Genomic DNA, 13,650 nt, shown 5'->3' on the forward strand with positions numbered 1-13,650 from the left:
TCCGCCCGATTCGGCCTGCTCGCGGGCCGGCAGCCGGTGCGGCGCGCGGCGCGAGGCCAGCGAGGCGTAATCGAAGCGGCGCTCGCGCGGCCGGTTCGGCTCGGCGGGCGCCGCGCCGGGGATGATGCGCGCGGAGCGCGAGTCGATGGCGGTCATGCGATCAGGCGTTCAGCGTGACGCGGCCGACCGGCTTCAGCTCGACGTGCTCGCCCAGCTCCTGGTACGAATACACGGCCAGCCAGCCGAGCCGCGCCTCGATCATGCGGCGCACGTAGCGGCGGATGTCCATCGACGTGACCAGCACCACGCCGTCGCGCGGCGCGGTGCCCACGAACGACTGGATGCGGTCGATCAGGAACGCGGCGTCGTTCGGCGGCAGCGCGAGGAAGTTGCCGGTGGGCGTCTGCTTGATGGCCGCGCGGATGTGCTGCTCGGCCTGCATGTCGAACAGCACCGCGGACAGCTGACGCTCGCCCTTGGCGGCGCGATGCGCGAGGAAGCGCGAGAGATCGCCGCGCACGTATTCGGTCAGCATCAGCATGTCCTTTTCCTTCGCGCCCCAGGCGATCAGGCTTTCCATGATGGTGCGCACGTTGCGGATCGACACCTGTTCTTCCAGCAGGCGGCGCAGCACGTCGGCGATCCGCTGCGGCGGCAGCACCTTCTGCACTTCGGCCACCAGGCCGGGCGCGTCGTGGCCGATCTGGTCGAGGATCCACTGCACTTCCTGGATGCCGAGGAACAGCGTGGCGTGGCGGCGCATGGCGGCCACGCAGGCGTGCGGGATGATCTGCTCGGCGCGCCACACGGGCGTCTTGGGCGGGATCGCCTTGTCGTCGAGCCAGCGCGTGGGCACGCCGTCGGTGGCGATCTGCGGGCCGGGCTCGGTGCGGTCGGCCAGTTGCTGGTATTTCTCGGCCACGCTGGCGGCCACGTCGGGCGCGAGCAGCGAGAGATCGGGCAGCAGCACCTTGCCCGCGGGCAGCGTGACGCTCAGGTGCGGCACGTCGTGCACCAGGATCTCGAACGTGGAGGCGGCCAGCGGCGCGTGGATCCACATCGTGATGCCGGGGAACGGCAGCCCGAGCAGCTCCTGCAGCGCGTTGCGCTCGCCCTCGAACGCGATGTCGAGCGTCGGCAGCGAGAGCCGCGCGGCCAGATCGGGCGAAATGCGCACGCCCACCGCGCAGGCGAATTGCGGCGCGCGCGGCAGGATCGGCGGCACTTCGGTTTTCGCGCCCGAGCGCTGCATCGAGGCCAGCGTCTCGCCGCCGCCGTGCTCGCTGTCGCGGGCCGAGGCCGGCTTCTTGGCGAGCTTGTAGCCGGCGAACGCCAGCAAGCCCGCGAGCATCACGAACAGCAGCGCCGGGAAGCCCGGCACGGCCGCGAAGCCGATCAGCAGGATCGCCGCGAAGAACAGCGCGCGGCTGCTCGAGCCGAGCTGGTGGCCGATTTCGTCGCCGAGCGAGCGCTGCTTGGCCTGGCGTTCGTCGGCCACGCGCGTGATCATCACGCCGGCGCCCACCGACAGCAGCAGCGACGGGATCTGCGACACCATCGCGTCACCCACCGACAGCACCGAGAAGCGGTTCGCCGCCTCGCCGGCCGACATGCCGTGATAGGCCACGCCCACCGCGATACCGGCCAGGATGTTGATCAGCGTGATGATCAGGCCCGCGATCGCGTCGCCCTTCACGAACTTCATCGCGCCGTCCATGCCGCCGTGCAACTGGCTTTCCACGGCGAGCGTGGCGCGCTTGCGCTTGGCTTCCTCGGGCGTCAGCAGGTTCGCGCGCAGGTCGGCGTCGATACTCATCTGCTTGCCGGGCAGCGCGTCGAGCGTGAACCGCGCGCCCACTTCGGCCACCCGCTCCGAGCCCTTGGCGATCACGATGAACTGCACCGTGGTGATGATCGCGAACACCACCAGGCCCACCACCAGGTTGCCGCCCACCACCAGCTTGCCGAAGCTCTCGATGATGTTGCCGGCCTCGGCGTGCAGCAGGATCGACTTGGTCGAGGCGATGTTCAGCGAGAGCCGGAACAGCGTGGTGAACAGCAGCAGCGACGGGAACGCCGAGAGCGCCGAAATATCCGGCACGTACATCGTGATCATCAGGATCGTCACGCTGATCGTGATGTTCAGCGCCAGCAACGAATCGATCATCAGCGGCGGCAGCGGCAGGATCATCAGCGAGATGATCGCCACCACCAGCGCGACCATGCCGATTTCACCGCCGGCGGGGAGTTTGAAGGACTTCAGCATCGTGGCTCCGGGGGCTGGGCTCAGTGAACGGGCGGCTGGGATTGGGCATGCGCATCGCGGCTCGCGCCGATCGAATCGACCCAGCGCAGGATCGCCGCGATGGTTTCGAACAGCGCGTCGGGGATCGGCTCGTCGACGCCGACCTTGTACAGCGCGCGCGCCACCGGCGGGTTGCCGACGATCGGCACGTCCGCCTCGGCCGCCGCGCGGCGGATCACGGCCGCCGCCTCGTCCATGCCCTTGGCGATCACCACGGGCAGCGGGTGCTCGCCGGGCGCGTAGCGCAGCGCGACCGCGTAGTGGGTGGGGTTGACCACCACCACGTTGGCGCGCGCCATGCGCGGCGGCGGGGAATTGGCCATTTCGCGGGCGATCCGCTTGCGCTCGCCCTTGATCATCGGGTCGCCTTCGTCGTTCTTGTGCTCGCGCTTGACCTCGTCCTTCGACATCTTCATCTGCTTGATGAACAGCATCTTCTGCAGCTTGACGTCGGCCGCGCCGACCAGGATGAAGATCACCGCCGCCACCATCATCAGCTTGAGCAGGATGCTCCAGAACATCGCCGACAGCTCCGCCAGCGGCTGATACAGCGAGCCCGACACGAGCGGGATCAGGCCGCGGATCACCACCCACATGACCGCGAAGATCAGCGAGGCCTTGACGATCATCTTGGCCGTCTCGATGACCGTCTTCATCGAGAAGATCTTCTTCAGGCCTTCGCCGGGGTTCAGTGCGTTGATGTTCGGCATGACCGGTTTCAGCGCGATCTGCAGGCCCACCTGCATGCCCGAACCCATCAGGCCCGCGAACGCCGCGCAGAGCGCGAGCGGCACCACCGCGAGCAGCGCGATGCCGCCGAAGCGGTAGAGGCGGTCGTACATGTCGGTGAGCGTGTGCGGCGTGTTGACGAATTCGAGCGAGCTCATCACGAGCTGCCGCATCGAATCGCGCAGGTGCGCGCCGGTCGCCATCACGAAGCCGATCGCGGCCGTCATCGAGATGGCGTCCGCGAGGTCCGAGCTTTTCGAAACCTGGCCGTCCTTGCGGGCGTCGCGCAGTTTCTTGTCGGTAGGTTCTTCGGTTTTTTCGTCGCTCATCGCTCGCTCGGCGCGGGTGTCGCGCAAGCGCCCGCCGGGGGGGGCGGACAGGGGTTGGCGGGGTGGCGGGCGGCGCGTCGGCAAAGGCGCGCGCACGGTGCCGGTCGGACGAAGATAGCCGGGGGGCGCGACGCGAAGCGGGAGGGACGCGAATCGGGCGATGGGGATGCGAAGTTGGGGGCGGGGGTATTTGTCTGATGTTTCGAGCGGCGGATGACGGCGGGCGGCCCGGGACGAATCGGGCTACGCGGATTGTTTTAGCGGGACGTATCGATCAAGGTCTTCAAATAGTCGACGCGTTGCCGGGTGAGCGTGGCGAGGCAGTCCTGCGTAATCAGTGCGGAGCCTTCGCCTTGCGATTGAGCGGCCTCGGCGGCGATATAGCCGTTGCACTGCTTGTCTCTATACGTCAGCCATGCCTTTTGCGACTGTTCCAGCTCGTTCTTGTATTGCGTGGCGGCGTAGATTTTCTGGTAAACCGCATTCAGCGCTTTCTTCGACGCGCTCAGCGAGCGGTTGGTGCACATCAGTTCGTCGTAAACGGTGCCATTGCACGTTTGGGCGATTGCACTGAACGGCAGGAGTAAAAGCGCCAGATAAATGATGGTCTTCATTATGCGATGTGATGAGTGGGCTGCTGGCGTCATTGGTCGCGCCCGAGGCAGCGCTTGACGAAATTCGAATACAGTTTCTTGTCGATTTTCAGCTCTTGCGGATGATATTCGTCTTGGGTCACGTCGAATATCTTCATGTTCCGCGTATCTAAATCGACCCAGCCGATTGCGACCTTTCCGTCGGCATTGTCCGGACTGTCGGCGGCGATCCATATCTGCACGCCATACACGCCGTTTCTCGGATGGCCATTGTCGTCGGATATATCCGCCAGTTCGACCTGCATTTTGTTTTTAGGCATGGGCGAAGGCGCGAGGGCGGGAATGACGAGTTTTCTCAGTTCGGCTCGACAGTTGTAAGGCGCCGCCGCAGCAGCTTGAGAAAGCGGTAACAAAAACGCGGCGGTCAGAAAGGCCGAGGTGATGAATTTCATTTTCGATTGTCGTGCCGCGTCGATGCGTGCCGCGGAAATGATTGTGCGATGCGCGCCAGCCTAGCAAAGAAAACCGGCGCGTTCCGGCACGATACCCGCCGCGTGCCTCCCCTCCACCCCGCTTCGCTTTCCCCGCGCTGCCTTCGCATCGCGGCCCGCACGCGTCACAGCCCGTTGCTAAGGTTCGATGGTGCGTCCGATCGACCCCGAGCGTGGCGCGAAGAATTCCGCCAGGAGAATGCGCGATGACCAACGCCACACCCGATTACCTGAATTGCAGCCCGGAGATCGTCGGAGGATTGATCGAAACGGCTTCGGATGCGCTGCTGCAGACCTTCCCGAAGGTGTCGGTCGATCCGTACGACATCGAACTGATGCTCGACGCGCTGCGCGTGCTGCGCCCGAAGGTGCCCGAGATCCAGATGCTCGACGGCATCCTGCACATGGTTCGCAACCACTGGGACGACGCGATCCTGGTGCTGCGCGAAGTCAGCGAGAGCGCGCCGCGCTTCGCCTACGCGAAGGCGCTGCTGGCGTTCTGCCTGTCGACCAAGGGCGACGGCGACTGGAAGCTGATCGCCAACGAAGTGCTGGAAAACAACCCGACGCGCGACACGGTCTCGCTGGTCAAGGCGCTGCACGCCCGCGAGGAACTGCTCGGCGCGGTGCACGCGAGCCGCAACGGCAGCGCGTTCGTGCCGCCGGCCTCGATCGAGGAGCTCAACGAAGAGCTCGCGAACCGCGGCGACCACCCCGATACGCACGCACCGGCCGCCGCGCCGGTGTCGGGCCTCGAATCCCTGCCGTTCGGCGTTGCGCTGCGCGCGTAAGCGTCGCCGGTTCGTCTGACGGAGGACGACTATGACTGCAATCGATCATTCCGCGGCGCTGCGCGCCTCGCTCGAAGCCCTGAATCAGCCGGAAGCGGCAGGGGGCGGCGCTTCGCCCGCCGCCGCCGACAAGTTCAAGGCGATGATGGACAAGCCGTCGATGGCGCCGCCGCACGCGGCCCAGAGCCCGTCGATGGAAGTCGCCTCGAAGCTGGTGGCCGCGCAGGACGCCGAGTTGCAGCGCAGCGTGACCGACGCCGCCCAGTTCATGCAGCAGGCCCCCGAGATGAATCTCAACGAGATCAACGCGGGCTCGATTCGCCTGACCTACGAGCTGGCCGCCACGCAGCTCGACATGGAAGCGAAGATGGGCGTCGTGAACTCGTCGAAATCGTCGATCGAAACGCTGATGAAGAACCAGTGACACGCGGCGCCCGCGGGCGCCGTGCGGTCCGCCGCGAGACTTACCCCATGCCACAGACCCGGTCAGGATGGCGGCGTACGGCCGTCGCGGGCGCGTTCGCGCTCTGCGCGCTGCTCGCCGGTTGCAAGAAGGAACTGTACGGAAACCTGTCCGAGCAGGACGTCAACGAGATGGTCGTGGCGCTGCTCGAGAACGGCGTCGACGCCTCGAAGGACACGCCCGACGGCGGCAAGACCTGGACGCTCGACGTCGACGAGAACCAGATGGTCCGCGCGATGGAAGCGCTGCGCTCGCGCGGCCTGCCCAAGAGCCGCTACGACAATCTCGGCGATCTGTTCAAGAAGGACGGCCTCGTCTCCACGCCGACCGAGGAGCGCGTGCGCTTCATCTACGGCATGTCGCAGGAGCTGTCGTCCACGCTGTCGAAGATCGACGGCGTGCTGGTGGCGCGCGTGCAGATCGTGCTGCCGAACAACGATCCGCTCGCGCAGACGATGAAACCGTCGTCGGCGGCCGTGTTCATCAAGTACCGCCCGAATTCCGACGTCGGCGCGCTGGTGCCGCAGATCAAGACCCTCGTGATGCACAGCGTCGAAGGCCTGACCTACGACCAGGTCAGCGTGACGGCCGTGCAGGCCGATCCGTCCGATCTCGCGCGCCAGCCGCAGCAGCCGCAAGGCGGCGCGCCGCTGGTGTGGATCGTCAGCGGCATCGCCGGCGCGGTGCTGATCGTCGCGGCGGCCCTGCTGATCGTGCTGCGCCGCAAGCTGCCGAACGGTTCGGACAACTCGGGATCCGGCGGCGGATCGGGCGGCGGCGATGCGGGCGATGCGGCGGCATCCGGCCTGCGCGGGCGGCTCGGTGCGCTCGGCGCGCGGCACGCCGCGCATCTCGAGCGGGAACGCCACGTTGCCGGCCACCGTCAGGTGCGGCCACAGCGCGTAGTCCTGGAACACCATGCCGAGGTCGCGCGCCTCGGGCGGCGCGCAGGTCGCGGCGTCGGCGACGGTGTCGCCGCCGAACATCACGCAGCCCTCGTCGGGCTGGAGCAGCCCCGCCAGCAGCTTCAGCAGGGTGCTCTTGCCGCAGCCCGACGGGCCGAGCAGCGCCAGCGTGGTGCCCGCCGGCACGTCCAGATCGATCCCGTCCAGAACGGTGTGCCCGCCGAAGCGCTGCCGCAAGCCGCGCAGGTGGATCGAGACGCTCGTGCCGTGGTTCATGCGCACTCCCTTAGAACTTGTGACGGATGCCCGCCATCAGGCCGAACTGGTTCTTGCCCGCCACCACGTCGGTGCCGAAGCCGTTCAGGCCGAGGTTCGAGCCGTTGCGGTTCAGCACGTAGCCGAGGTTCAGGTACAGATCGGTGCGCTTGGACAGGAAGTAGTCCGCATCGATCTGGAACGACCACGGGTCGCGCGAGTTGCCGTAGAAGTTCTGATACATCGCGGTGCCGGAGAACGCCAGGTTCGGCCGCGCGTACCAGGTCGAACCGAACCAGTACAGGCTGCTGGCCTCGACCGGCGAGGTCGACAGCGTGGTCAGGTGCACCGCGTGCGAATCCATGTAGCGGTAGCCGGCGTAGGTCGTGACGGTCGCGATCTTGTAGCTCGCGCCCACGCCGATGCGGCGGTCGATGTCGCCTTCGTTGCCGCCCACCTTGGCGGTGTGCGCGGCCGTCGGGCTGGTGCTGCCGCCGTTCTTCTGGTCGTACACCAGCGTGGCGCTGAACGGGCCGTGCTTGTAGCGCAGGCCGGCTTCGATCACGCGGGCGTAGCGAGAGTCGCCGGCCGGCTGCGAGCCGAAGTTGACGTTGTCGTAGCCGAGGCTGTACTGGACGATCGCCGCGAGGCCGCCGAAGTGCTGCTCGTAGCGCACGGTGTTGTCGAGCCGGTCGGAGAACGCCGGATCCTGCATCTTGACCGCGTACACCGCGTTCTTGAGCGGGTTGTATTCGCTGACCCAGTCGAGGAACAGGCCGCCCTGGCGGCCCAGCGCGATGGTGCCGTAGGTGTCGTTGGCGATGCCCACGTAGGCGAGCCGGCCGAATTCGCGGCCGCCTTGCAGCGACGCGCCGGTGCCCACGTTGATGCCGCTTTCGAGCAGGAAAAACGCGCGCGAGCCGCCGCCGAGATCCTCGCGGCCGGTGATGCCCCAGCGCGAGCCCGACATGTTGCCCGACGTCATGCGCGTGACGCTGTTGGTCTGACCTTTGTTGGTGGTGGAAGCGGCGGCGTGATTCAGGTATTCGATACCGGAATCGAGAATGCCGTAGAGCGTCACCGAGGAGCCGGTGGCGGTGGGCGTTTCGTCTGCGTAGGCGTAGGCGGGCAGACCGGCACAGGCGGCCAGGCACGCGCCTACCGCCGCGATGCGATAGGAGTGGTTCACGAGTTATGTCCTCTTTGGGATTCAATCGAGCCGCCACTCTAAGTGGCATGCAAGTCAGGTTCGTGACAGGCGCGGGCGTGTTGTTTCGCGTGCGGCGGGGGGCGCCGCACGATCTTCGCGAAAACGGAGAGGGCGTGAACGGTGGCGAACCAGAATCCAAATTCCGGTATCTGCGTGCTTGATGGCGTTAAAAATTATTCGATGCGTCGAGCGTCCGGGCGCTGGATGAATCGAAGCGCGTCGGCGAATCGTCAGAATTCGCCGGCGCGTCGAAGGCTCGGAATCAGAAAATCGAGCGTTCCGTATAGCTCGTCAGCCATTCGAGCGCGAGCACGCCAGCCAGCGAATTGCCGTTCGGATCGAGCCCCGGCGACCAGACGCACACCGCCATCTCGCCCGGCAGCACGGCGACGATCCCGCCGCCCACGCCGCTCTTGGCCGGCAGCCCCACGCGATAGACGAAATCGCCGGCCGCGTCGTAGGTACCGCAGGTCAGCATCAGCGCGGACAGGCGCTTGGCCGAGCTGGCGTCGATGATGCGCTCGCCGGTGATCGGCGCCACGCCGCCGTTGGCCAGGAACAGCGCGGCCTGCGCCAGCTCCACGCAGCTCATCGAGATCGCGCACTGGCGGCAATAGGCGTCCACCACCGTTTCGGGCGGCATCCACATGTTGCCGAAGCTGGCCATGAAGTGCGCCATCGCGAGGTTGCGCTCGGCGTGCTGCCATTCGGATTGCGCGACGCGCGAATCGTAGTCGATCTCGGTCGAGCCGATCAGGCGGCGGATGAATTCCACCTGTGCGGTTTCGGCGCGCACGAAGCGGCGGCTCAGCACGTCGGTCACCACCAGCGCGCCCGCGTTGATGAACGGGTTGCGCGGCTTGCCGCGTTCGCTTTCCAACTGCACCAGCGAATTGAACGCGTTGCCCGACGGCTCGCGGCCGACGCGTTGCCAGAGCTCGTCGCCGAGCATCTGGAACGCCAGCGTGCAGGCGAACAGCTTGGAAATACTCTGGATCGAGAAGCGCTCGTGCGCGTCGCCCACCGTGTAGGTGCGGCCGTCGAGCGTGACGATCGCGATGCCGAAGCGCTCGGCCGGCACCTTGGCCAGCTCGGGGATGTAATCGGCCACCCGCCCCGCGCCGATCCACGGCGCGATTTCGGAATGGATGCGGTCGAGTATCGGTTGGTAATCCATGACGGCGTTCGGCGGCGCTTGTGGCGCGAAATTCAGCGAGCCCGTATGGAAGCGCTTGCGCGGCGATTCGTCAAGCACCAACGCGGTGCGCCGGCCCGGCAGGCGAAGCGGACGACGGCAATGCGAAGCACGATGGGCGGCGGCGGTGTCGCGCGAGGCGAAATGTGGCGCGTCTGTTAAGCGTCTGCTGAGCATCGGACGCAATAATCGGCCGCGAATCCGGCGCGAAAACGCCGGTTTCCCGGGGTGTCGGGCGAACCCGCCGCCGATTTCCTGTGGAATTCCGTGGCGAGCGCGTCCACCTGCCGCAGGGGGCAGTATCATGCGCAATATTTCATGAAATTACCGGTGTTTACCGGAACCTTACGCAGCGAACCGGCGCGCCGTTTCGCCGGCAGCCTCGACCGATCCGATTTCTCATGCCCCACCGCATTCTTCTCGTCGAAGACGACCCTCGCCTGTCCGCGCTGATCGTCGCTTATCTGCGCAAGCACGATTACGCGGTCGACACCGTGCTCGACGGCCACGCGGCCGTGCCCACGATTCTCTCGATGCGGCCGGACCTGGTGATTCTCGACGTCAACCTGCCCGGCAAGGACGGCTTCGAGATCTGCCGCGAGGCGCGCAAGCAGTTCGACGGCGTGATCGTGATGGTCACGGCGCGCGACGAGCCGTACGACGAGCTGCTCGGCCTCGAATTCGGCGCCGACGATTACGTGCGCAAGCCGGTCGAGCCGCGCATCCTGCTCGCGCGCATCAAGGCGCAACTGCGCCGCGCGCCGCAGCGCGCCGCCGAGGCCGCGCACGGCCCGGACAGCTTCGCGTTCGGCGGCTTCTCGATCGACCGCGGCAACCGCTCGGTGCGCCTGCCGGACGGCTCGTCGCCGGATCTGACCTCGGCCGAATTCGATCTGCTGTGGGTGCTGGCCTGCCGCGCGGGTGAGGTGGTGAGCCGCGACGACCTGATGCGCGAATTGCGCGGCATGGAATTCGACGGCCTCGACCGCACCATCGACGGCCGCATCTCCAAGCTGCGCCGCAAGCTGCAGGACGATGCGAGCCACCCGCGCCGGATCAAGACGGTCCGCAGCAAGGGTTATCAGTTCAGCACGCATGCGTGGGAATGAACCGGCCGGCGCGCCCGCGCCGCGCGCCGCCCCCCAGCCGCGGCTGCCCGCGCTGCGCTACCTGCGCTGGCGCTGGCTGCGGTTTCGCCGCACCTGGACGGACACGCGCGCCGATCGCACGCCGAGCTGGTCGCGGCTCTATCTGCGCGCCTACCTGCATCTGATGAGCCTGGTGCTGCTGATGGTGGGCGTGCCGCTGCTGGCGCTGTCGTACACGCTGACGCCGGCCCGCGTGCTGGCCGGCTTCGACGCGCTGCCGGGCGGGCGCTGCGGCGTGGCGCTGTTCGTGCTGGCGGTGCCCGCGCTGGCCGCCTGGCGCTGGGCGCGGCCCACCTGGGTCGATCTCGTGATGGTGCGCGAGCGCGCCATCGATTTCAGCGGCGGGCGCTTCCACACGCGCGCCCGCGAATCGCACAGCGTGCTGCTCGGCCCGCTCGCGCGCACCCTGAACGCGCTGGCGATGCGCATGGAGCGGCTGATCGCGGCGCAGCGCGACCTGACCAACGGCATTTCCCACGAATTGCGCACGCCGCTCGCGCGCGTGCGGTTCGCGATCGAGATCCTGCGCGATTCGCGCAACGAGGCCGAGCGCCAGAACGCGCTCGACGGCATCGCGCAGGACGTCACCGAGCTCGACGAGCTGATCGACATGAGCCTGACCTACGCGCGGCTCGAATACAGCTCGCTGCAATCGATTCCCGAGCCGACGCTGCTCGCGAACTGGCTCGAAACGCAGGTGCACGACATGGCCCAGCTCGATCCCGGCAAGACGATCGAGATGCGCATCGCCGTGCCGCGCGAGCTGCGCGTGAACATGGATACGCGGCTGATGTCGTACGCGATCCGCAACCTGCTGCGCAACGCCGGCAAGTACGCGCGGTCGCGCATCCTGATCGGCGTGAAGCTCGGCGTCGGCCCCGGCGAGATCGTGGTCTACGTCGAGGACGACGGCCCCGGCGTGCCCGAGAGCGAGCGCGAGCGGATCTTCGATGCGTTCGTGCGGCTCGACCGCCATACCGCCGGTTACGGCCTCGGCCTGGCCATCACGCGCCAGGTGCTGGAGGCGCACCGCGGCCGCATCGCGGTGGCCGACGCGCGCCTGCTGGGCGGCGCGCGCTTCGAGATCCGCTGGCCGGGCTGACGCGGCGCTGGCAGGCTCGGCCTCAGTAGGTGCGGCCGAGCTGGAAGTACAGGTTGCGCAGCCCGCCCGGCGCCAGCGCGATCCCCACGTAGATCGGCCCGAACGAGGTCGCGAAGCTGCCGAACAGCGAATAGCTCTGCTTCATCGGCCCGCTGCGGCCGCCGTCGTCGTTGGCCCACACGTTGCCGATTTCCGCGCTCGCGCCCACGTAGAACGCCTTGATCGGCGACGCGTTGAACGTCATCAGGCGATTCATGTAGGTCACCTGACCATAGGCCAGCGCGTTGCCGCTCAGTTGATCGACGGCATAGGCCGACAGATGCTGGAAGCCGCCGAGCGTGAACGCCAGCAGGTTCACCGGGCTTTCGCTGCCGAAATTCTTGCCGCCCTCGATGCTCGCGCTGAAGCTGTGGCGTCCGAACTGCTGCGCGATCATCACCTTGCCGAAGATCTCCGTATAACGCGCCTGATCGCTCGCGAGCAGCGAGCGGTCGGCGCGCAGTTCCGCGAAATAGCCCTTGCGCGGCAGCAGCGGGTCGTCGAGCTGGTCGATCAGCAGGCGCGCGCGCGCCGTCAGTTCGTGGCCGTTGTAGGGCAGGAAGGTTTCGCCGCTCAGTTGGCCGTCGTCGCTGACTTCGACCGGCAGGTTGTAGGTGGCCGACGCGTTGCCGTGCGCATAGGCCAGGCCGATCCGGAAATCGCCGAGCCGGCCGATCGGTACGCCGAAATCCATGCCGAGCCGCTCGGTTTGCAGCCGGTATTGCGTGATCTTGTAGTTGTCGAGATACAGGTTCGCGAAGCGGCGCACGAATTCGGCATAGGGCGCGAGATAGAAACCGTACCGGCTCGACAGCGGCTGGCGCAGCTCGGTGTGCAGCGATTGCAGATCGCTGCCGAGCGTCGAATCGACTCGGAATTCCAGCCCCGAATCGGTCAGCCACGGGCGGCGGTAGCCCACGTGGAAGCGGAAGCCGCCCTCGTCGCTCGAACTGCTCGACATGCCGAGGCCGAACAGCAGGAAGTTCGGCCCCCAATCCTTGCCGCGCGCGTCGATCACGAGCGTGTTGGCGTCGCCGTCGCCGACCACCTGCTGCGTGACCGTGTCGAAATTGCCGCTGGTGGTCAGCGCCAGCAGGTCGCGGCTGACCGCCTGCGGGTCGTAGAAATCGCCCGGCTTGACGTGCAGCGCATCGGCCACCACGCGCTTGGGCACCGGGCCGCTGGTGCGGATTTCGATCTTCGCGATGCGCAGGGTTTGCTCGGACGGCGTGCGATGCTGCGCGAGATAGGCCGCATAGGCCTGCGGCGACAGCGCATACGGTTCGAGCTTCGGCAGCGCGGCTTCGGCCGCCGCCTCGCCGGCCGCGATCGCCTGCTTCGCGTTCTGGAAATCGGTGAAGCTCAGCGCGCCGAGCGCGGGCTCGAGCAGCACGTCGCGCGGGCCGAGCTCGCTGCGCTGCTGCGAGACGTTCTGGCGGATCAGGATGCCGAGCATCTGCTGGAACACGTCGGCCGGCGAGGCCAGCGCGTCGAGCGGGCGCAGCTGCGAGCCGATGTCGATGGCGATCACCACGTTCGCGCCCATCCTGCGCACCGTGCTGACCGGCAGATTGCTGACCAGGCCGCCGTCCACCAGCGTCTGGCCGTCGATCTCGGTGGGCGAGAACAGGCCCGGCATCGCCATGCTGGCGCGGATCGCGAGCGGCAGCGAGCCGCGGTCGAGCACGACCATCTGGCCGGTGCGCAGGTTGGTGGCCACGGCGCGGAACGGGATCGGCAGCCGGTCGAACGGCTGATTGGTCGGCACGGTCGACGTCCAGTCGGCCAGCAGCGCCTGCAGCCGGTTGCCCTGCACCAGCCCGGCCGGTGCCTTGAAGCCCTTCGGCCCGAAGCCGAGCGTCAGGCCGCCGATATAGCGTTCCTCGTCCTCGCGGCGCTTTTGCGGCAGTTCGGCGCGCTCCGTCACGTCGAACGCGATGTCGGCCAGGTTGACGTCGGCGAGCCGGCGCGACATGTCGTCGGCGCTCATCCCGCTCGCATACAGGCCGCCGACCACCGCGCCCATGCTGGTGGCCGCGATGCAGTCGATCGGAATGCGGTGCGCGGCCAGCACCTTCAGCACGCCGAGGTGCGC

Annotated in this window: 11 protein-coding genes and 3 pseudogenes; 5 read left to right on the forward strand and 9 right to left on the reverse strand. The window is 67.3% G+C overall.

What is annotated here, in order from left to right:
• From G3N92_RS35040 to G3N92_RS22125, 5 genes and pseudogenes are all read right to left on the reverse strand, one after another.
• A pseudogene (locus G3N92_RS35040) lies at positions 1 to 156 on the reverse strand (type III secretion protein); the annotation flags it as partial.
• Between the two features lie 4 nt (positions 157 to 160).
• Positions 161 to 2,266, reverse strand: coding sequence for a type III secretion system export apparatus subunit SctV (gene sctV, locus G3N92_RS22110; RefSeq protein WP_206129716.1), 2,106 nt, complete (start codon positions 2,264 to 2,266; stop codon positions 161 to 163).
• A gap of 20 nt (positions 2,267 to 2,286) precedes the next feature.
• Positions 2,287 to 3,363 (reverse strand): type III secretion system export apparatus subunit SctU, encoded by a 1,077-nt coding sequence (sctU, locus tag G3N92_RS22115; protein WP_206129717.1) that lies wholly within the window; start codon positions 3,361 to 3,363, stop codon positions 2,287 to 2,289.
• 257 nt (positions 3,364 to 3,620) lie between these two features.
• Positions 3,621 to 3,977 (reverse strand): lysozyme inhibitor LprI family protein, encoded by a 357-nt coding sequence (locus G3N92_RS22120; protein WP_206129718.1) that lies wholly within the window; start codon positions 3,975 to 3,977, stop codon positions 3,621 to 3,623.
• Positions 3,978 to 4,006: 29 nt separating this feature from the next.
• Positions 4,007 to 4,408 (reverse strand): hypothetical protein, encoded by a 402-nt coding sequence (locus tag G3N92_RS22125; protein WP_206129719.1) that lies wholly within the window; start codon positions 4,406 to 4,408, stop codon positions 4,007 to 4,009.
• Between the two features lie 245 nt (positions 4,409 to 4,653).
• Between G3N92_RS22125 and G3N92_RS22130 the strand changes: the two genes are divergently transcribed.
• From G3N92_RS22130 to sctJ, 3 genes and pseudogenes are all read left to right on the forward strand, one after another.
• The gene (locus G3N92_RS22130; protein ID WP_206129720.1) at positions 4,654 to 5,238 is read left to right on the forward strand and encodes an HrpB1 family type III secretion system apparatus protein; all 585 of its coding nucleotides are present in this window, start codon (positions 4,654 to 4,656) and stop codon (positions 5,236 to 5,238) included.
• Between the two features lie 31 nt (positions 5,239 to 5,269).
• Complete coding sequence (locus G3N92_RS22135; RefSeq protein ID WP_206129721.1) at positions 5,270 to 5,662, forward strand: type III secretion protein HrpB2; 393 nt, start codon at positions 5,270 to 5,272, stop codon at positions 5,660 to 5,662.
• A gap of 47 nt (positions 5,663 to 5,709) precedes the next feature.
• Positions 5,710 to 6,426, forward strand: a pseudogene (gene sctJ / locus G3N92_RS22140) (type III secretion inner membrane ring lipoprotein SctJ); the annotation flags it as partial.
• A 96-nt stretch (positions 6,427 to 6,522) separates the two neighbouring features.
• On the opposite strand, the pseudogene G3N92_RS22145 reads toward sctJ, so the two are convergent.
• The 3 genes and pseudogenes from G3N92_RS22145 to G3N92_RS22155 all read right to left on the reverse strand — a co-directional run.
• Positions 6,523 to 6,882, reverse strand: a pseudogene (locus tag G3N92_RS22145) (ATP-binding cassette domain-containing protein); the annotation flags it as partial.
• 10 nt (positions 6,883 to 6,892) lie between these two features.
• On the reverse strand, positions 6,893 to 8,050 hold the full coding sequence (locus tag G3N92_RS22150; RefSeq protein ID WP_206129722.1) for a porin: 1,158 nt from the start codon (positions 8,048 to 8,050) through the stop codon (positions 6,893 to 6,895).
• A gap of 283 nt (positions 8,051 to 8,333) precedes the next feature.
• Positions 8,334 to 9,248, reverse strand: a complete 915-nt coding sequence (locus tag G3N92_RS22155) for a glutaminase (protein WP_206129723.1) — start codon at positions 9,246 to 9,248, stop codon at positions 8,334 to 8,336.
• Positions 9,249 to 9,667: 419 nt separating this feature from the next.
• Here G3N92_RS22155 and G3N92_RS22160 point away from each other — a divergent pair, with 419 nt between their 5' ends.
• Entirely contained in the window at positions 9,668 to 10,375 is a 708-nt protein-coding gene (locus tag G3N92_RS22160; protein ID WP_206129724.1) for a response regulator, read from the forward strand.
• Entirely contained in the window at positions 10,362 to 11,516 is a 1,155-nt protein-coding gene (locus G3N92_RS22165; protein ID WP_206129725.1) for an ATP-binding protein, read from the forward strand. The genes G3N92_RS22160 and G3N92_RS22165 overlap by 14 nt, the downstream gene beginning before the upstream one ends.
• Before the next feature lie 22 nt (positions 11,517 to 11,538).
• Here the strand turns inward: G3N92_RS22165 and G3N92_RS22170 are convergent.
• Positions 11,539 to 13,650: patatin-like phospholipase family protein (locus G3N92_RS22170; protein ID WP_206129726.1), on the reverse strand; the 2,112-nt coding region annotated here is incomplete at its 5' end.

The organism is Burkholderia sp. Ac-20379 (assembly GCF_017104645.1).
Lineage (GTDB): Bacteria > Pseudomonadota > Gammaproteobacteria > Burkholderiales > Burkholderiaceae > Burkholderia.